A 17,996-nucleotide genomic window follows, 5' to 3' on the forward strand; every position below is an offset into this window, starting at 1 on the left:
CGTCATGCGGCGAGGAGTTCTCAGGCGACCGGGTCAACTGCCCGAAGATCCACCGAACTCGCGTCCGATCAGCGACCGGTGGGACTCCTGCAGCCCCTCGGGCAGGTCGCCGGGCGCGAACCACCTGGCCTCCAGGACCTCGAAAGGATCGATCTCGAGCCTGCCGCCGGTGAGCCGGGCCTCGTAGGCGGCCTCCGCCCGCAGCCGGTACCCGCTGGTGAGACGGACGAGTTCGCCGACGCGCACGTCGAGTCCGGTCTCCTCGCGCACTTCGCGGACGACCGTCTCCTGGAAGGTCTCGCCCTTCTTGGCGTACCCCGTCGGCAGCCCCCAGGGGTGGTCCGCGTGCCACAAGCGGTGCCTGAGGAGGAGCACGTTGCCGTCCGCGTCGCGTACGACGCCGGTGACGCCCACCATGAACTTCGGGTTGGCCAGCCACAGCAGGCGCCACTGCAGCGGGCCGCCGATGCGGTGCCAGATCCGGGCGGCGATCCTCTTCACGACGTCATCTCCTTGGGGGGGTCCGGCATGGGCGGCCCTCCGCGCCGCGCCGGTGCGCAGCCGTGCGGAGGCGCCGCCGCCCACGATGGCGCATCCGTCCCTGCCGGTGCGTCAGGCGCTCGTCGCGGGCCGGTGCGCGCCGTCCGCCGGACGGGGGCCCTTCAAACCTCACCCCCCTTGCCCCACAAGCAACTTGAACGTGTTCAAAAACAGGTCTACAGTCCAGTGCAACAGCTTTTTGAACACGTTCAAAGAGCGCTTCACGAAGGGGCGGGACATGGACCTCACCGTGGTCACGTACGTCGCCTACCTGGCCGTCAGCATCGGTCTGACGGTCTGGGTGGCGCGCACGCTCAGCAGGAACGGGAAGATCTTCCTCGCGGACGTCCTGCGCGGGAACGAGAAGCTCGCGGACGCCGTGAACCACCTGCTGGTGGTCGGGTTCTACCTCGTCAACCTCGGTTTCGTCGCCCTGTACCTGAGGGTCGGGTCCCCGGTGGACGACACCAGGGAGGTGTTCGAGGCGCTGTCGAAGCAACTGGGCGTGGTGCTGCTGGTCCTCGGTGTGCTGCACCTGGGGAACGTCTACGTGCTCAACCGGATCCGGCGGCGGGGCGCGATGGAGCGGGAGCAGACGCCCCCGGTGCCGCCGCAGGGCTGGACCGCTCCGGCCGCCGAGGCGTGAGGGGCGTGCCGGGGACGGACGCCGGGCACCGGGACGCCGCGGGTGTCCCGGTCCACCGGCTGACGGTGCTCTACGACGCGGGCTGCCCGCTGTGCCGGCACCTCCGCGACTGGCTGGCGCGGCAGCGCAAGCTCGTCCCCCTCGACCTGGTGCCCGCCGACTCGGACGAGGCGCGGCGCAGACTGCCGGGACTCGACCACGGCCGAACCCTGGAGGAGATCACGGTCGTGGGGGACGGCGGACAGGTCTACCGAGGGCCGGCGGCCTGGATCGTGTGCCTGTGGGCCCTGGCCGGGTACCGGCCCACGGCCCACCGGCTCAGTACTCCGGCGGGCGCGCCGCTGGCACGCGCGGCGGTGCTCGCCGCGGCGAAGTACCGGCAGGTGGCGCGCGGGCCGGAGTGGAGCGGCGACCGGGGCGGGCGGGCCCACGGTGCGCACGACGGCTGGAGTTACGACCCGGCCACGGGCTGGACCTTCACCGGCCGGGCCCCTGGCCAGGCCCCGTCCTCCTCCCTCCCCCCGGCCTGCGGGGGAGACTGTCCGGCGCCCGATTAGGCTCACCCGTGTGGAAGCAGCACCGAGATCCGTACGCGAGGGCGCCGCGGCCGGCTCCTCCGAGCCTCCCGCGGCTCCCGGGGCCGGGAAGCGGGACGAGCCGGAGAAGGCCGCCGGGCCCGCCCGGCGGCCCAGGAGCGAGCAGACGCGGGCCCTCATCCTGGAGACCGCCCTGCGCCTGTTCCGCGAGCGCGGATACGACCGCACGACCATGCGCGCCATCGCCCAGGAGGCCGGGGTCTCCGTCGGCAACGCGTACTACTACTTCGGCAGTAAAGAGCACCTGATCCAGGGCTTCTACGACCGGATCGCCGAGCAGCACCGGGCGGCCGCCGAGGCCGTCCTGGACGGCGAGAGGGACCTCGCGGCACGCATCCGCGGGGTCCTCCTCGCCTGGCTGGACATCGCCGAGCCCTACCACGAGTTCGCGGCCCAGTTCTTCAAGAACGCCGCCGACCCCGACAGTCCGCTCAGCCCCTTCTCCACGGAGTCCGAGGGCCCGCGGGAGGCCGCGATCGAGGTCCACCGCAGGGTCCTGGCGGGGGCGGACACCGCCTACGACCCCGAACTCGCCGAGCAGCTGCCCCGGTTGCTCTGGCTCCAGCAGATGGGCTTGGTCCTGTTCTGGGTCTACGACCGCTCCGAGGGCTCGGCGAACAGCCGCCGCCTGGCCGAGCGCGTGGCGCCGATCGTCGCCCGCGCGATATCCCTGACCCGCTTCCGCCTGCTGCGGCCCCTGGTGCGCGAGACCCACCAACTGCTCAGCGACTTCATGCCGACCGCGGCGGGGATGGCGGCGGACGGCCCGCAGCGCGAGGAGCCGGGGAAGGCGGGCAGGCCGGCGGGGCGAAGGACGGGAAGGAAGGCGGGGGAGAGGAAAGCGGCGGGCGGGCGTACGGCCGACCGCCGCGACCCCGGGGAGCGGGACGGGGAGGGCTGACGGCCGCCCGCCGCGGCTTCGGTGTCAGGCGCGGAAGTCGGCCGGCCGCTCCGGGGACGCCTCGGCCAGCGCGGCGGCGACCTCCTCGGTCCCGGCCCGCAGCCCGTACACGGGCGTGCCGGGCTGCTGGCGCCAGGAGTCGTCGATGCCGCCCGTGTCGACGGTGTCGAAGCCCATCTCCTCGACGAGGGCCCGCACCCGGCGCTTGGCGTCCTCGTCGTCCCCGGCCACGGGCAGGGCCATGCGCCCGGGGTCGCCGGCGGGGCGCGGCCTGTCGACGATGTCCTGGGCGTAGGTGCCGTTGAACACCTTGACGACCGGGTGGCCGATCTGCCGCTCGGTCCAGCGGCTCTCGGTCAGCCCCTCGTCCTCGATGGCGTCGATCCGGCCGTCGCGCTGCCGGGGGTAGTAGTTGCCCGTGTCGATGACGGCCGCCCCGGGCGCGGCCCCGTCGAGCAGCCCGGAGGGCAGGTCGGGCACGGCCTTCAGCGGGACGGTGACCACCACGACCTCCGCGCCGCGCGCCGCCTCGGCGGCGGCGACGGGGGTGGCCCCCGTCTCCTCGGCCAGTGCGGTGAGGGTGTGGGGTCCGCGCGAGTTCGCCACCGACACCTCGTGGCCGAGCGCGGTCAGCCGCCGGGTCAGATTGCCGCCGATGTTGCCCGCGCCGATGATGCCGATCTTCATCGCTTGCCCTTCCGAGTCCGTCGTCCGGGGCGACCGGCGGTCGCGCCCGTGCCGGCCCCGACCGGGCCGGCTTCCTGCGCAACCCCGCCGAGGGGGGGATCTGTTCCCCGGCTCACCGCTCGTCCCGCCCGGCGCCGGCGGTGCCGAGCGCAGAAAATCATGCATTCGTGCTTGCTTGTTTCCGTCGGCCCTGTCACGCTCGCCGGACGGAGAGGCCCGCACGGCCGAGGCGAGGGAGGGCGGTATGCCGGGTACGGCTGCGGACGAGGTGCTGGAGGACCTGCGGCGCGAGGGCGAGGAACTGGACGCGCTCGTGGCCCCCCTGGCCGAGGAGGCCGGCGGGCGGTGGACGGCCGCCACCCCGGCGCCCGGCTGGACCGTCGCCCACCAGATCGCCCATCTGGCCTGGACCGATGAGCGCTCCCTGCTCGCCGCCCGCGACCCGGAGGCGTTCCGGCGGGAGGCGGAGGCGGCGTTCGCGGACCCGGCGGCCGTGGACACCTACGTCGACGACGGAGCCCGCCGCGGCGCCGCGCTGCCGCCCGGCGCACTGCTGGCGCTGTGGCGCGCCGGGCGGCGGAAGCTCGCCGACGCGCTTGAGGAACTGGCCGGACACCAGGGGAAGCACCGCATCCCCTGGTACGGGCCGCCGATGAGCCCCGCCGGCATGGCCACGGCCCGGCTGATGGAGACCTGGGCGCACGGCGAGGACATCGCCGGGGCGCTCGGCGTGCGGCGCGAGCCGACCGCCCGTCTGCGCCACGTCGCCCGGCTCGGCGTGCGCACCCGGGACTTCGCCCACCTGGTGAACGGACTGGAGCCGCCCGCCGAGCCGTTCCGCGTCGAACTCACCCCGCCCCCGGGGGCCGGCGGCGGCCCCGGTGGGCTGTGGACGTACGGCCCCGCCGACGCCCCGCAGCGCGTCGGCGGGCCCGCGCTGGACTTCTGCCTGCTCGTCACCCGGCGCGTCCACCGCGACGACACCGCCCTGCGGGCCACCGGCGCCGGCGCCGAGGGCTGGCTCTCCATCGCCCAGGCCTTCGCGGGCCCGCCCGGCGCCGGAAGGGCGCGGGGGACGCGCAGCCACGCGGACGGGGGCACGCGATGACCACCGCCGGCGGAGTGCTGCGGATCGGGAACGCCTCCGGCTTCTACGGCGACCGCTTCGACGCGGTGCGCGAGATGCTCACCGGCGGCGAGCTGGACATCCTGACCGGCGACTACCTGGCCGAACTGACCATGCTGATCCTGGGCCGGGACCGGATGAGGGACCCCGGCCTCGGCTACGCGAAGACCTTCCTGCGGCAGCTGGAGGACACCCTCGGCCCCGCCGTCGAGCGCGGTGTGCCGTTGGTGGTCAACGCCGGAGGGCTCAACCCGGCCGGACTGGCCGGTGCCGTGAGGGAGCTGGCCGACAGACTCGGCCTGCCGGCGAGGGTGGCGCACGTCGAGGGCGATGACGTGACCGCCCGCGGCGGCTGGGGCGAGGGCGTCCTCACCGCCAACGCCTACCTCGGCGGGGCCGGTATCACCGCCTGCCTTCAGGCGGGCGCCGACGTGGTGGTGACCGGCCGGGTCACCGACGCCGCACTGGTCACCGGGGCCGCCGCCGCCCGCTTCGGCTGGGACACCGGCGACCCCGCCGACCACGACGCGCTGGCCGGCGCCGTGGTCGCCGGGCACGTGCTGGAGTGCGGCACCCAGGCCACCGGCGGCAACTACGCCTTCTTCGCCTCCGAGGGGATCGACGTGCGCCGCCCCGGCTTCCCGCTGGCCGAACTGCACCGCGACGGCAGCTCGGTGATCACCAAGCACCCGGGCACCGGCGGGGCGGTGACCGTCGGCACCGTCACCGCCCAGCTGCTGTACGAGACGGCCGGCGCGCGCTACGCCGGGCCCGATGTGACGGCACGCCTGGACACCGTACGGCTGCGGGCCGACGGGCGGGACCGGGTGCGGATCGAGGGCGTGCGCGGCGAGGCGCCACCGCCCGTGCTCAAGGTGGGCCTGACCCGCCTGGGGGATTTCCGCAACGAGGTGGTCTTCGTCCTCACCGGCCTGGACGTCGAGGCCAAGGCGGCACTGGTGCGCGAACAGATGGAGGACCGACTGGACGCCGCGCCCGGCGGCCGCCCCGCCGAGGTCCGCTGGACCCTGGCCCGCACCGACCGCGCGGACGCGCCCGTACAGCAGGAGGCGAGCGCCCTGCTCCGCCTCGTGGTGCGGGACGCGGACGCCGACCGGGTGGGGCGGGCCGTCAGCGGCGCCGCCGTCGAGCTGGCGCTCGGCAGCTACCCCGGCTTCCACGTCACCGCCCCACCGGGCGAAGCGGCGCCGTACGGGGTGTTCGGGGCGGCGTACCTGGACGCGGCCGAGGTGCCGCACACGGCCGTACTGCCCGACGGGCGGCGGATCGCGGTGCCGCCGCCCCGCACCACCCGGCCGCTGGAACCGGTGGCCGGGCCCCCGCTGCCCGAGCCGCTGCCGCGGGAGAGCCTGAACGCCGTCCGCCGGGCGCCGCTGGGGGCGGTGGCCGGGGCGCGCAGCGGGGACAAGGGCGGCAGCGCCAACATCGGTGTGTGGGCGCGCGAGGAGCGGACCTGGCGCTGGCTGGCGCACACCCTCACCGCCGGCCGGCTGCGCGAACTGCTGCCGGAGACCGCCGAGCTGCCCGTCACCCGGCATGTGCTGCCCGGTCTGCGCGCCCTGAACTTCGTGATCGACGGCGTCCTCGGCGAGGGCGTGGCCTCCCAGGCCCGCTTCGACCCGCAGGGCAAGGCGCTGGGGGAGTGGCTGCGCTCCCGCCGCATCGACATACCCGAGGAGCTGCTGTGACCGTGCTGCGCTCGGCGCTGGACACCACGGCGCCGGAGTACGCCGCCAACCGCGAGGCGATGCTCGCGAAACTGGACGCACTGGAGGCCGAACACGCCAAGGCCCTGGCCGGGGGAGGGGAGAAGTACCTCGCCCGCCACCGCGGGCGCGGCAGACTCCTGGCCCGCGAACGCGTCGAGCTGCTGCTCGACCCCGACACCCCCTTCCTGGAACTGTCCCCGCTGGCGGCCTGGGGCAGCGACTACACCGTCGGCGCCTCGCTGGTCACCGGCATCGGCGTGGTCGAGGGCGTCGAGTGCCTGGTCACCGCCAACGACCCGACCGTGCGCGGCGGGGCCAGCAACCCCTGGACGCTGAAGAAGGCCCTGCGGGCCAACGAGATCGCCCGGGCCAACCGGCTGCCGCTCATCAGCCTGGTGGAGTCCGGCGGGGCGGACCTGCCCAGCCAGAAGGAGATCTTCATCCCCGGCGGCGCCCTCTTCCGCGACCTCACCCGGCTCAGCGAGGCCGGCATCCCCACGATCGCGGTCGTCTTCGGCAACTCCACCGCCGGCGGCGCCTACGTACCCGGCATGTCCGACCACGTGATCATGGTGGACCGAGGCGCCAAGGTGTTCCTCGGCGGCCCGCCGCTGGTGAGGATGGCCACCGGCGAGGAGGCCGACGACGAGGAACTGGGCGGCGCCGGCATGCACGCCCGCGTCTCCGGACTCGCCGACCACTTCGCGATGGACGAGCCCGACGCGCTGCGCCAGGCCCGCCGCGTCGTCGCCCGCCTCAACCGGCCCAAGGCCCACCCCGCCCCCGGCGCGGCGGACGTACGCCCGCCGCGCCACGACGAGGACGAGCTGCTGGGCGTCGTGCCCGGCGACCTCAAGGTCCCCTTCGACCCGCGCGAGGTGATCGCCCGGATCGTCGACGACTCCGACTTCGACGAGTTCAAACCGCTCTACGGCACCAGCCTGACCACCGGCTGGGCGACCCTGCACGGCTACCCCGTCGGCATCCTGGCCAACGCCCGCGGCGTGCTGTTCAGCCAGGAGTCCCAGAAGGCCGCCCAGTTCATCCAGCTCGCCAACCAGCGCGACATCCCGCTGCTGTTCCTCCACAACACCACCGGCTACATGGTCGGCACCGAGTACGAGCAGGGCGGCATCATCAAGCACGGCGCGATGATGATCAACGCGGTCTCCAACTCCAGGGTGCCGCACCTGTCGGTGCTGATGGGAGCGAGCTACGGCGCCGGCCACTACGGCATGTGCGGCCGGGCCTACGACCCGCGCTTCCTGTTCGCCTGGCCCAGCGCCAAGTCCGCCGTCATGGGTTCGCAGCAGCTCGCCGGAGTGCTCTCCATCGTGATGCGCGAGTCCGCGGCGGCCAGGGGCAAGCCCTACGACGAGGAGGGCGACGCGGCGCTGCGCGCCATGGTCGAGCAGCAGATCGAGGCCGAGTCACTGCCGGTGTTCCTGTCCGGGCGGCTCTACGACGACGGCGTCATCGACCCGCGCGACACGCGCACCGTGCTCGGCATGTGCCTGTCCGCCGTGCACACCGCACCGGTGGCGGGCGCACGCGGCGGCTACGGCGTCTTCCGGATGTGAGGAGTGGACATGTCGACACAGCCGGACGCGGAGCGGACCATCGGCTCCGTCCTGGTCGCGGGCCGCGGCGAGATCGCCCGGCGCGTCTTCCGTACCTGCCGGGAGATGGGCGTCGCCACCGTGGCCGTCCACTCCGACGCCGACGCGGACGCCCCCCACGCGCGGGAGGCGGACGCGGCCGTGCCGCTGCCCGGCGACACGCCCGCCGACACCTATCTGCGCGGCGACCTGATCGTGGCGGCCGCCCTGGCGGCGGGCGCGGACGCCGTCCACCCCGGCTACGGCTTCCTCTCCGAGAACGCCGGCTTCGCCCGGGCGGTGCTGGAGGCGGGACTGGTCTGGATCGGTCCGCCGCCCGGGGCGATCGAGGCCATGGCGTCCAAGACCCGCGCCAAGGAGCTGATGAGGAAGGCCGGGGTGCCGTTGCTGGAACCGGTGCGGCCCGGCGAGGTACGCGAGGAGGACCTGCCGCTGCTGGTCAAGGCCGCGGCGGGCGGCGGCGGGCGCGGCATGCGGATCGTGCGCGAGGCGGCCGCGCTGGACGGCGAGATCCGCGCCGCGTCGGCCGAGGCGGAGGCGGCCTTCGGCGACGGTGAGGTCTTCACCGAGCCCTACGTCGAGCGCGGCCGCCATGTGGAGGTGCAGGTGCTCGCGGACGGCCACGGCACGGTGTGGGCCCTGGGCACCCGCGACTGCTCGCTCCAGCGCCGCCACCAGAAGGTGATCGAGGAGGCCCCCGCGCCGGGGCTGACCGGGGAGCGGCGCGCCGCACTGCACGGTGCGGCCGAGCGGGCCGCCCGCGCGGTCGGCTACCGGGGCGCGGGCACGGTGGAGTTCCTCCTCGCACCGGACGGGCGTGCGTACTTCCTGGAGATGAACACCCGCCTCCAGGTCGAGCACCCCGTCACCGAGTGCGTGTACGGCCTCGACCTCGTCGCGCTGCAACTGCGGATCGCCGAAGGCTGCCCGCTGCCCGCCGCCCGGCCGCCCGAACCGAGCGGCCACGCCGTCGAGGCCCGCCTCTACGCGGAGGACCCGGCCCGGCAGTGGCGCCCGCGGACCGGACGGGTGCACCGTCTGGAGGTCCCCGGAGGCCCCGGGGTACGGCTGGACGCGGGCGTGGGTGGCGGCGACGAGATCACCGTCCACTACGACCCGATGCTCGCCAAGGTCATCGCCTGGGCGCCCACCCGCGCCGAGGCCGTACGGAAACTGGCCCACACGCTGGAGCGGGCCCACGTCCACGGCCCGGCCACCAACCGCGACCTGCTGGTGCGCTCGCTGCGGCACCCCGACTTCGCCTCCGGACGCATGGACACCGGCTTCTACGACCGGCACCTGGCAAGCCTGTGCGAGGAACCCCCGGACGGCGAACGGCGCCTGCGCGCGGCGGCCCTCGCGGCGGCCCTGGCGGACGCCGAGGCGCGCCGCACGGCCGCGCGGACCGTCTCCGGGCGGCTCGGCGGCTGGCGCAACCTCCCCTCCGGCCCGCAGACCAAGCGCTACCGGGCCGAACCCGGCGGGACGGAGGTGGAGGTGCGCTACCGGCCCGCGCGCGGCGGCCCGCCGCCGGCCGAGGACCTGCCGGGCGTACGCGCCCTGCGCGTGGCCGCCGACCACGTCGAGCTGGAGATCGACGGCGTACGGCACCGCTTCGACGTCGCGGTGTACCCGGACGGGCCGGGCGGCCGGACCGGCCCGGGAGACGCCGAGGGGCGGGCGAGGGTCTTCGTGGACTCGCCGCTGGGCGCGTACGCCCTCACGGCGCTGCCGCGCTTCTCCGACCCGCACGCCCGCACCGAGCCGGGCTCGCTGCTGGCGCAGATGCCCGGCACGGTCGTACGCGTCGCCGACCGCCTCGCCGCCGGCGACGCGGTGACGGCGGGACAGCCGCTGCTGTGGCTGGAGGCGATGAAGATGGAGCACCGCGTCACGGCGCCGGCCGACGGGGTGCTGCGGGAACTGCGGGTGACCGCGGGACAGCGCGTGGAGGTCGGCGCCGTCCTCGCGGTCGTCACCTCCGGGGAGCAGGACCGCACCGGCACCGGGGAAACGCCGGCGAGTCCGGCGACCGACGAAGGGGCAGGGACATGACCACTGACCAGCACACCGGGCACACGGCGGCCGCACTGCTGGAGACCGACGAGCAGCGGGCGCTGCGCGCGGCCGTATCCGCGCTCGGCGAACGCTACGGCCGCGAGTACTTCGAGCGGGTGCGCCGGGCCGGCGGGCAGACCGACGAGCTGTGGCGGGAGGCCGGAAAGCTCGGCTACCTCGGAGTCAGCCTCCCCGAGGAGCACGGGGGAGGGGGCGGCGGCATCACCGAGCTGTCGATCGTGCTGGAGGAGCTGGGCGCGGTGGGCTGCCCGCTGCTGATGCTCATCGTCACCCCCGCCATCACCGGCACCGTCATCGCCCGCTTCGGCACCGGGGAGCAGAAGCGGGCCTGGCTGCCCGGACTGGCCGACGGCAGCCGCAAGATGGCGTTCGGCATCACCGAGCCGGACGCCGGATCCAACTCCCACCGCATCACCACCACCGCCCGCCGCGACGGCGGGGGGTGGGTCCTGACCGGCCGCAAGGTCTTCGTCTCCGGTGTGGACATCGCCGACGCCACCCTGATCGTGGGCCGCACCGAGGACGCCCGCACCGGCCGCCTCAAGCCCTGCCTGTTCATCGTCCCCAGGGACACCCCCGGCTTCTCCCGCAACATGATCGAGATGGAACTGTCCGCGCCCGAGAAGCAGTTCGAACTGGTACTGGACGACGTACGGCTGCCCGCGGACGCGCTCGTCGGCGACGAGGACGCCGGGCTGCTCCAGCTCTTCGCCGGACTCAACCCGGAACGGATCATGACCGCCGCGTTCGCGCTCGGCATGGGCCGCTTCGCCGTCGCCAGGGCGGTGGACTACGCCCGCACCCGGCAGGTGTGGAAGGAGCCGATCGGCGCCCACCAGGCCATCGCCCACCCGCTGGCCGAGGCGCACGTGGAGATCGAGCTGGCCCGTCTGATGACGCGGAAGGCGGCCCTGCTGTACGACGCGGGCGACGACGCGGGAGCGGGCGAGGCGGCCAACATGGCCAAGTACGCGGCGGCGGAGGCCTGCGCGAAGGCCGTCGACCGTGCCGTGCACACCCTCGGCGGCAACGGGCTGACCAGCGAGTACGGTCTGGGCTCCCTCGTCACCGCCTCCCGCGTCGCCCGAATCGCGCCGGTCAGCCGGGAGATGATCCTCAACTTCGTCTCCCACCAGACCCTGGGACTGCCCAGGTCCTACTGAGACCCCCGCCCCTTTTCCGGGAGGACACCGTGTTCCGCAGCGAGTACGCCGATGTCCCGCTCCTCGACCAGCCCGTCCACGACGCCGTGCTGGGTTCGTCCGCCCGCGAGTTCGCCGACCGCCCCGCGCTGGTCGACGGAGTGGAGGGCACCGAACTCACCTACGCGCAGCTCGACGGCTTCAGCCGCCGCATCGCCGCCGCGCTCGCCGCCTCCGGCCTGCGCAAGGGCGATGTGCTCGCCCTGCACAGCCCCAACACCATCGCCTACCCGGCCGTCTTCTACGCCGCCACCCGGTGCGGCGCCGCGGTCACCACCGTCCACCCGCTGGCCACCGCCGAGGAGTTCGCCCGGCAGCTCGCCGACTCCCGGGCGCGCTGGATCGTCACCGTCTCCCCCCTGCTGGCCACCGCCCGGCAGGCGGCCGAACGCGCCGGCGGCGTCCGGGAGATCGTCGTCTGCGACCGGGCCGACGGACACCGCTCGATCCAGGACATGCTCCTCACCGACGACCCCGAGCCGGACGTCGTCATCGACCCGGGCGAGGACCTGGCAGCCCTGCCCTACTCCTCCGGCACCACCGCCGCGCCCAAGGGCGTGATGCTCACCCACCGCAGCATCGCCACCAACCTCGCCCAGCTCCAGCCGGTCGCGCCCGGCGGCCCGGAGGACCGGCTGCTGGCCGTGCTGCCGTTCTTCCACATCTACGGGCTGACCGCTCTGATGAACGCGCCCCTGCGGCAGGGCGCCACCGTCGTCGTCCTGCCCCGCTTCGACCTGGAGCAGTTCCTCGGCGCCGTGGCCGGGCACCGGGTCACCAGCCTGTACGTGGCGCCGCCCATCGTGCTGGCCCTGGCCAAGCACCCGGCGGTGGACTCCTACGACCTGTCCTCGGTGCGCCACGTGGTCAGCGCCGCCGCCCCGCTGGACGCCGGACTCGCCCAGGCGTGCGCCCGGCGGCTGGGCCTGTCCACGGTGCGGCAGGCGTACGGCATGACCGAACTGTCGCCGGGCACCCATGTGGTGCCGCTGGCGGAGGAGCACCCTCCGCCGGGGACGGTGGGGAAGCTGCTGCCGAACACCGAGATGCGGATCACCGCCCTGGACGATCCCGGCCGCGACCTGGACGCCGGGCAGGAGGGCGAGATCTGGATCCGCGGACCGCAGGTGATGAAGGGCTACCTGGGCCGCGCGGACGAGACCGCCGCCCTGGTCGACGCCGACGGCTGGCTGCATACCGGCGACGTGGGACGGGTGGACGACGACGGCTGGCTGTACGTCGTCGACCGCGTCAAGGAGCTCATCAAGTACAAGGGCTACCAGGTCGCCCCGGCCGACCTGGAGGCCGTGCTGCTGGCCCACCCCGGCATCGCCGACGCCGCCGTCATCGGCGTCCCGGACGAGGACGGCAACGAGGTGCCCAAGGCGTACGTGGTGCGCCGCGAGGGCGCCCACCTCACCGCCGGGGACGTGCTGGCGCACGTGGCCGCGCATGTCGCCCCCTACAAGAAGGTGCGGCGGGTGGAGTTCACCGACGCGGTGCCGCGCGCCGCCAGCGGCAAGATCCTGCGGCGCGAACTGCGGGCCGGGGAGCGGCAGCGGCGGCGGGACGGGGAAACGGACGGGGAGAGAGGCGCCACGGCATGACGGACACGGACGGCAGCGGCGGCAGGGGCGGCAGCGGCGGCAGCGGGGACAGGCCCCTGGTGCGGAGCTCGGCCGGGCGGGGCGTCACCACCCTCACCCTCGACTCGCCGCACAACCGCAACGCGCTCTCCGCCCGGCTGGTGGAGGAGCTGTACGCGCACCTGGAGGCGGCCGGGCGCGACCCGGACGCCCGGGCGGTGCTGCTCGCCCACGCCGGCACCACCTTCTGCGCCGGCGCCGACCTGGGCGAGGCGGGCGCGGCGGCCGGGCCGACCGACGCGCCGCTTGGCCTGGCACGGCTGCTGCGCACGGTCGTGGCCTTCCCCAAGCCCGTCGTCGCCCGCGTCACCGGGCACGTACGGGCGGGCGGCGCCGGGCTGGTGGGCGCCTGCGACATCGCGGTGGCCGGCCCCGGCGCGACCTTCGCCTTCACCGAGGCACGGCTCGGACTGGCCCCCGCGGTGATCTCCCTGCCGCTGCTGCCGCGGCTGGACGCGCGGGCGGCCGGACGGTACTACCTGACCGGCGAGCGGTTCGGCGCGGCGGAGGCGGCCCGCATCGGACTGGTCACCCTGGCGGCCGAGGACGCGGACGCCGCGCTGGAGCCGGTCCTGGACGGTCTGCGGCGCGCCTCGCCGCAGGGCCTGGCGGAGTCCAAACGCCTGGTCACGGCGGAGGTACTGCGGGCCTTCGACCGGGACACCGATAGCCTGGCGGAGCTCTCCGTGCGGCTGTTCGCGTCAAGCGAGGCGCGCGAGGGCATGTCCGCCTTCCTCGAACGACGGGACCCCCGATGGGTGCACCACTGACCACGCGGGGCAACGCGCCCAAGCAGGACCGCAGCCGCGCCACCCGGAGGCGTCTGCTCCAGTCGGCCGTGGCCTGTCTGGCCGAGCGCGGCTGGACGGGCAGCACGGTCGCGGTCGTCGCCGAGCACGCGGGCGTCACCCGCGGGGCGGCCCAGCACCACTTCCCCACCCGCGAGGACCTGTTCACGGCGGCGGTGGAGTACGTCGCCGAGGAGCGGTCGGCCGTTGTGCGGGACCTGCCGAGGCCGGCCGGCGTCCGGGAGGCCGTCGAGGCGGTCGTCGGCCTCTACACCGGCGAACTCTTCCGCGCCGCGCTCCAGTTGTGGGTGGCCGCCTCCAACGAACCCCAGCTCGCGCCCCGGGTGGTCGCGCTGGAGGCGCGCATCGGGCGGGAGACGCACCGCATGGCGGTGCGACTGCTGGACGCGGACGAGAGCGCGCCCGGGGTGCGGGAGACCGTGCAGGGCCTGCTCGACATGGCCCGCGGCCTGGGCCTGGCCAACCTCCTGACCGACGACGGCGCCCGCCGCGAGCGGGTCGTGGCCCAGTGGGCGGCGGTCGTCGAGGCGGCCCTGCGCGGCTGACGGCCGTCCGTCCCGCTCCCGCGCGGAAGCGGAAGCGGGGGCGGGCGGCCCGTGCCCTACAGGGCGGCGGCCAGGCGGGTGCCCTGGTCGATCGCGCGCTTGGCGTCGAGCTCGGCGGCGATGTCGGCGCCGCCGATGAGGTGGGCCTTGACACCGCGTCCGGCCAGCTCGTCGTACAGGTCGCGCCGGGGCTCCTGCCCGGTGCACAGCACGACGGTGTCCACCGGCAGCACCCGGGGCTGTCCGTCGACGGTGATGTGCAGGCCCTCGTCGTCGATGCGCTCGTAGGCGACACCGGGAAGCATGGTGACGCCGCGCTGCCTGAGCTCGGTGCGGTGGATCCAGCCGGTGGTCTTGCCCAGGCCCGCGCCGACCTTGCTCGTCTTGCGCTGGAGCAGGTGGACGGTGCGCTCGGCGGCGGGGTGGACGGGCTCGGTCAGGCCGCCGGGGGAGCGGTGCCCGGTGTCGACGCCCCAGCGGGTGAGGAACGCCTCGGTGCTCTCCGGCGCGCCCGGCCCGCCGTCGGATCCGGGGTGGGTGAGATAGGCGGCGACATCGAAGCCGATGCCGCCCGCGCCCAGGATCGCCACGCGCCGGCCGACGGGCCTGCGGTCGTGGAGGACGTCGAGGTAACCCACCACGCTGGGGTGGTCGATGCCGGGGATCCCGGGGACGCGGGGGGTGACACCGGTGGCCAGGACGATCTCGTCGTGGCCGGCGTCCACGAGCTGCTCCGCGGTGACCTCGGCGCCCAGGCGCAGCCGGACGCCGAGGGTGTCGAGCCGGTGACGGTAGTAGCGCAGGGTCTCGTCGAACTCCTGCTTGCCGGGGACGCGGCGGGCGGTGTTGAGCTGCCCGCCGATCTCGGGGGCGGCGTCGTACAGGGTGACGGTGTGACCGCGTTCGGCCGCGGAGACGGCGAAGGCGAGCCCGGCCGGTCCGGCACCGACCACCGCGATGTCCCTGACCCGGCGGGTGGGCTCCAGGACGAGCTCGGTCTCGTGGCAGGCACGGGGGTTGACCAGGCAGGAAGTGATCTTGAGGCTGAAGGTGTGGTCGAGGCAGGCCTGGTTGCAGCCGATGCAGGTGTTGATCGCCTCGGGGGTGCCGGCGGCGGCCTTGGCGACGAAGTCGGCGTCGGCGAGCATGGGGCGGGCCAGGGAGACCATGTCGGCGTCGCCGTCGGCGAGGATCCGCTCGGCCAGCTCGGGGTTGTTGATGCGGTTGCAGGTGACCAGCGGGACGGAGACGGACCCCATCAGCCTGCGGGTGACCCAGGTGTAGGCGCCGCGGGGCACGGAGGTGGCGATGGTGGGGATGCGCGCCTCGTGCCAGCCGATGCCGGTGTTGATGATGGTGGCGCCCGCGGCCTCGACGGCGCGGGCGAGCTCGACGACCTCGGGGAAGGTGGAGCCGCCGGGCACCAGGTCGAGCATGGACAGCCGGTAGACGATGATGAAGTCCTCGCCGACGCGCTCGCGGACCCGGCGCACGATCTCGACGGGGAAGCGCATGCGGTTGGCGTACGGGCCGCCCCAGCGGTCGGTGCGGTGGTTGGTGGCGGAGGCGATGAACTCGTTGATGAGGTAGCCCTCGGAGCCCATGATCTCCACGCCGTCGTAGCCCGCGGACCGGGCGAGGGCGGCGCAGTGGGCGAAGTCCTCGACGGTCTGCTCGATCTCGGCGTCGGTGAGTTCGCGCGGGGTGTGGGGGCTGATCGGGGCCTTCAGCGGGCTCGGGGCGACGAGGTCGGGGTGGTAGGCGTAGCGGCCGAAGTGGAGGATCTGCATCGCGATGCGGCCGCCCTCGGCGTGGACGGCGTCGGTGACGGCGCGGTGGCGTTCGGCCTCCTCCTCGGTGGTGAGCATGGCGCCGCCGGGGTAGGGGCGTCCGGCCTCGTTGGGGGCTATGCCGCCGGTGACGATCAGGCCGACGCCGCCGCGGGCACGCTCGGCGTAGAAGGCGGCCATCCGGGAGAAGCCGTCGGGGGCCTCCTCCAGTCCGACGTGCATCGAGCCCATGAGGACCCGGTTGGGCAGGGTGGTGAAGCCCAGGTCCAGCGGCCGGAGCAGATGGGGGTAGGCGGTCATGCGGTCGGTCTCCCGGTTCGGTGCGGGTGAGGGCTGCGGGTGAGGGCGGCGCGGCGGAAGGAGGGGTGGTGGAACGAGGCGCGGTGGAACGAGGCGCGGTGGGACGGGGAGCGGGAGGGGCCGGCGGTCAGCGGCCGGCGGCCTCGCGCGAGATCCGCTCGAACTGCGCGCCCATGGCCTCGGCCAGCGCCTGGGCGGCGGACAGCGGGCGGACCATGACGGTGAGGTCGTCGATCCTGCCGTCCTCGTCGAAGTGCAGGAAGTCGCAGCCCTGGATCTGCCGGCCGCCGACCGTGGCGGTGAAGACGAGGGCGTGGTCGCTGCCGTCCGGGCCGGAGAACTCACGGGTGTAGGTGAAGTCCTCGAAGACCCGCATCACGCCGCGCAGGATCGCCGCGGTGATCGCCCTGCCCTCGTAGGGCCTGAACGCGACGGGGCTGGTGAAGACGACGTCCTCGGCCAGCAGGTCCGCCAGGGCCTGCTCGTCGCGGGCCTCCACGGCGCGCCGGAAGGGGTTCATACCGACCACCTCGATAGCCAAAAAGTTTACTAGGTGCATTGGAGAGTAAATCCTGGCGGGAAGTCTGTCCACACCCGGGCCGAAGCCGTGCCCGCCGGCACGGAGCCGGAGGGGGACCGGCGGGGAACGGTCGATTTGTCGGCAGGTCGCCCCCGTGCTCCAATACGGGGATGGCTCTGCGCAACGCGGTGATGGCGGCCCTACTGGAAGGCGAGGCGTCGGGCTGGGACCTGGCCAAGGGATTCGACTCCTCGGTCGCCAACTTCTGGACGGCCACCCCCCAGCAGCTCTACCGCGAACTCGAGCGCATGGAGCGGGAGGGGCTCGTGGCGGCCCGCGTCGTCCAGCAGGAGCGCCGGCCCAACAAGCGGCTGTTCTCCCTGACCGAGGCGGGATACGCCGCACTGCGCGACTACACCGCCGCCGCCCCGGCCCGGCCCACCGTCATCCGCGACGAACTGCTGGTGAAGGTCCAGAGCGCCGACGTGGGCGACATCGAGGGAGTCCGGGCCGCCGTCGAGACGCAACTGGAGTGGTCGACGGCCAAACTGGCCCGCTACGAGCGGGGGCGCGCCAAGCTGCTGGACGGGCGCACCGAGGAGGAGTACTTCGCCCGGGCCCGGCGCGTGGGCCCCTACCTCACACTGCTGCGCGGCATCGCCTTCGAGCGCGAGAACCTGCAGTGGTGCGAGACCGCCCTGAGGGTCCTGCGGCAGCGCGGCGCCGGTACCGGTGCGGGCCCCGGCGGCGGGCACGGGGACAGGGTGGAGGCGTCCGGCCACCGGCGATGAGCGGCCCCGCGCCCGCCGGCCGGGCCCCGGACGGCGCCCCGGGCTACGCTCCGCACGGCGCCCCGGACTACGTCCCGGACCCCACCGCACCGCCGGGCACCAGATCCGGATGCGCCTCCAGCAGCCGCTCGGGCGCCGCCTGCCGCCAGGAGTCGACGAGGATGTCCCGCAGTTCGGCGATGTCCTCCAGGGCGGCCAGCCTGACCCGCACCCACGCCGAGGACGCCTCGTGGGGCGGCACCCAGAACTTCTCCGGCTCGGCCGCGATCAGCTCGGTGCGCTCGTGGCGCGGGCAGCGCACGGCGACGGAGGTCTCGTCGTCGGGGACGGTGAGGTACATCTTCCCGGCCACCCGGAAGGTGGGCATGCTCCACGCCTCCTTCTCCACGGTCTCCGGGAGGGACAGCGCGATACGTCGGACGTCGTCGGAATCGATCACGGCGATACCGTAGCCGCGCCCACCGACACA

Annotated in this window: 17 protein-coding genes; 12 read left to right on the top strand and 5 right to left on the bottom strand. The window is 74.4% G+C overall.

Features of this window, described 5'->3' with window-relative positions; translation table 11 throughout:
* Positions 1 to 33 precede the first annotated feature (33 nt).
* Entirely contained in the window at positions 34 to 501 is a 468-nt protein-coding gene (locus tag BM237_RS17205; RefSeq protein WP_093850562.1) for an NUDIX domain-containing protein, read from the bottom strand.
* Between the two features lie 277 nt (positions 502 to 778).
* On the opposite strand from BM237_RS17205, the gene BM237_RS17210 reads away from it, so the two are divergent.
* From BM237_RS17210 to BM237_RS17220, 3 genes are all read left to right on the top strand, one after another.
* Positions 779 to 1,186, top strand: a complete 408-nt coding sequence (locus BM237_RS17210) for a hypothetical protein (RefSeq protein WP_093850563.1) — start codon at positions 779 to 781, stop codon at positions 1,184 to 1,186.
* Positions 1,183 to 1,743 carry a thiol-disulfide oxidoreductase DCC family protein gene (locus BM237_RS17215; RefSeq protein WP_425443704.1) on the top strand — a complete coding sequence of 187 codons (561 nt, stop codon included), beginning with the start codon at positions 1,183 to 1,185 and terminating at the stop codon, positions 1,741 to 1,743. The genes BM237_RS17210 and BM237_RS17215 overlap by 4 nt, the downstream gene beginning before the upstream one ends.
* A gap of 157 nt (positions 1,744 to 1,900) precedes the next feature.
* Positions 1,901 to 2,683, top strand: coding sequence for a TetR family transcriptional regulator (locus BM237_RS17220; protein ID WP_245793698.1), 783 nt, complete (start codon positions 1,901 to 1,903; stop codon positions 2,681 to 2,683).
* A 24-nt stretch (positions 2,684 to 2,707) separates the two neighbouring features.
* Here BM237_RS17220 and BM237_RS17225 read toward each other — a convergent pair whose 3' ends face one another.
* Positions 2,708 to 3,535, bottom strand: a complete 828-nt coding sequence (locus BM237_RS17225; protein ID WP_093850566.1) for an NADPH-dependent F420 reductase — start codon at positions 3,533 to 3,535, stop codon at positions 2,708 to 2,710.
* Between the two features lie 79 nt (positions 3,536 to 3,614).
* Here BM237_RS17225 and BM237_RS17230 point away from each other — a divergent pair, with 79 nt between their 5' ends.
* The 8 genes from BM237_RS17230 to BM237_RS17265 are packed head-to-tail and all read left to right on the top strand — an operon-like array spanning position 3,615 to position 14,126.
* Complete coding sequence (locus BM237_RS17230) at positions 3,615 to 4,478, top strand: TIGR03084 family metal-binding protein (RefSeq protein ID WP_093850567.1); 864 nt, start codon at positions 3,615 to 3,617, stop codon at positions 4,476 to 4,478.
* Positions 4,475 to 6,205 (top strand): acyclic terpene utilization AtuA family protein, encoded by a 1,731-nt coding sequence (locus BM237_RS17235; protein WP_093850568.1) that lies wholly within the window; start codon positions 4,475 to 4,477, stop codon positions 6,203 to 6,205. Before BM237_RS17230 ends, BM237_RS17235 begins: the two co-directional genes overlap by 4 nt.
* Entirely contained in the window at positions 6,202 to 7,806 is a 1,605-nt protein-coding gene (locus BM237_RS17240; RefSeq protein ID WP_093850569.1) for an acyl-CoA carboxylase subunit beta, read from the top strand. The genes BM237_RS17235 and BM237_RS17240 overlap by 4 nt, the downstream gene beginning before the upstream one ends.
* Positions 7,807 to 7,815: 9 nt before the next feature.
* Positions 7,816 to 9,900 carry an ATP-binding protein gene (locus tag BM237_RS17245; RefSeq protein ID WP_093850570.1) on the top strand — a complete coding sequence of 695 codons (2,085 nt, stop codon included), beginning with the start codon at positions 7,816 to 7,818 and terminating at the stop codon, positions 9,898 to 9,900.
* Positions 9,897 to 11,087 (top strand): acyl-CoA dehydrogenase family protein, encoded by a 1,191-nt coding sequence (locus tag BM237_RS17250; RefSeq protein ID WP_093850571.1) that lies wholly within the window; start codon positions 9,897 to 9,899, stop codon positions 11,085 to 11,087. Before BM237_RS17245 ends, BM237_RS17250 begins: the two co-directional genes overlap by 4 nt.
* A 29-nt stretch (positions 11,088 to 11,116) precedes the next feature.
* On the top strand, positions 11,117 to 12,733 hold the full coding sequence (locus BM237_RS17255; protein ID WP_093850572.1) for a 4-coumarate--CoA ligase family protein: 1,617 nt from the start codon (positions 11,117 to 11,119) through the stop codon (positions 12,731 to 12,733).
* Positions 12,730 to 13,542 carry an enoyl-CoA hydratase family protein gene (locus BM237_RS17260; RefSeq protein ID WP_093850573.1) on the top strand — a complete coding sequence of 271 codons (813 nt, stop codon included), beginning with the start codon at positions 12,730 to 12,732 and terminating at the stop codon, positions 13,540 to 13,542. The genes BM237_RS17255 and BM237_RS17260 overlap by 4 nt, the downstream gene beginning before the upstream one ends.
* Positions 13,527 to 14,126, top strand: a complete 600-nt coding sequence (locus tag BM237_RS17265) for a TetR/AcrR family transcriptional regulator (RefSeq protein ID WP_093850574.1) — start codon at positions 13,527 to 13,529, stop codon at positions 14,124 to 14,126. Before BM237_RS17260 ends, BM237_RS17265 begins: the two co-directional genes overlap by 16 nt.
* Positions 14,127 to 14,182: 56 nt before the next feature.
* Here the strand turns inward: BM237_RS17265 and BM237_RS17270 are convergent, their stop codons facing one another.
* Complete coding sequence (locus BM237_RS17270; protein ID WP_093850575.1) at positions 14,183 to 16,216, bottom strand: NADPH-dependent 2,4-dienoyl-CoA reductase; 2,034 nt, start codon at positions 16,214 to 16,216, stop codon at positions 14,183 to 14,185.
* A gap of 127 nt (positions 16,217 to 16,343) precedes the next feature.
* Entirely contained in the window at positions 16,344 to 16,736 is a 393-nt protein-coding gene (locus tag BM237_RS17275) for a nuclear transport factor 2 family protein (protein WP_093850576.1), read from the bottom strand.
* Positions 16,737 to 16,906: 170 nt separating this feature from the next.
* On the opposite strand from BM237_RS17275, the gene BM237_RS17280 reads away from it, so the two are divergent.
* Positions 16,907 to 17,527: a PadR family transcriptional regulator gene (locus BM237_RS17280; protein ID WP_093850577.1), complete on the top strand. Its 621-nt coding sequence runs from the start codon at positions 16,907 to 16,909 to the stop codon at positions 17,525 to 17,527.
* Positions 17,528 to 17,594: 67 nt separating this feature from the next.
* Here BM237_RS17280 and BM237_RS17285 read toward each other — a convergent pair whose 3' ends face one another.
* Positions 17,595 to 17,966: an MmcQ/YjbR family DNA-binding protein gene (locus tag BM237_RS17285; protein ID WP_093850578.1), complete on the bottom strand. Its 372-nt coding sequence runs from the start codon at positions 17,964 to 17,966 to the stop codon at positions 17,595 to 17,597.
* Positions 17,967 to 17,996: the final 30 nt, after the last annotated feature.

Source organism: Streptomyces mangrovi, assembly GCF_900114215.1.
Lineage (GTDB): Bacteria > Actinomycetota > Actinomycetes > Streptomycetales > Streptomycetaceae > Streptomyces > Streptomyces barkulensis.

Coding starts and splice junctions, on each gene's coding strand:
- BM237_RS17210 (WP_093850563.1), top strand. CDS start 779: ATGGACCTCACCGTGGTCACGTACGTCGCCTACCTGGCCGTCAGCATC.
- BM237_RS17225 (WP_093850566.1), bottom strand. CDS start 3,535: ATGCATGATTTTCTGCGCTCGGCACCGCCGGCGCCGGGCGGGACGAGC.
- BM237_RS17230 (WP_093850567.1), top strand. CDS start 3,615: ATGCCGGGTACGGCTGCGGACGAGGTGCTGGAGGACCTGCGGCGCGAG.
- BM237_RS17235 (WP_093850568.1), top strand. CDS start 4,475: ATGACCACCGCCGGCGGAGTGCTGCGGATCGGGAACGCCTCCGGCTTC.
- BM237_RS17245 (WP_093850570.1), top strand. CDS start 7,816: ATGTCGACACAGCCGGACGCGGAGCGGACCATCGGCTCCGTCCTGGTC.
- BM237_RS17250 (WP_093850571.1), top strand. CDS start 9,897: ATGACCACTGACCAGCACACCGGGCACACGGCGGCCGCACTGCTGGAG.
- BM237_RS17260 (WP_093850573.1), top strand. CDS start 12,730: ATGACGGACACGGACGGCAGCGGCGGCAGGGGCGGCAGCGGCGGCAGC.
- BM237_RS17265 (WP_093850574.1), top strand. CDS start 13,527: ATGGGTGCACCACTGACCACGCGGGGCAACGCGCCCAAGCAGGACCGC.
- BM237_RS17270 (WP_093850575.1), bottom strand. CDS start 16,216: ATGACCGCCTACCCCCATCTGCTCCGGCCGCTGGACCTGGGCTTCACC.
- BM237_RS17275 (WP_093850576.1), bottom strand. CDS start 16,736: ATGAACCCCTTCCGGCGCGCCGTGGAGGCCCGCGACGAGCAGGCCCTG.
- BM237_RS17280 (WP_093850577.1), top strand. CDS start 16,907: ATGGCTCTGCGCAACGCGGTGATGGCGGCCCTACTGGAAGGCGAGGCG.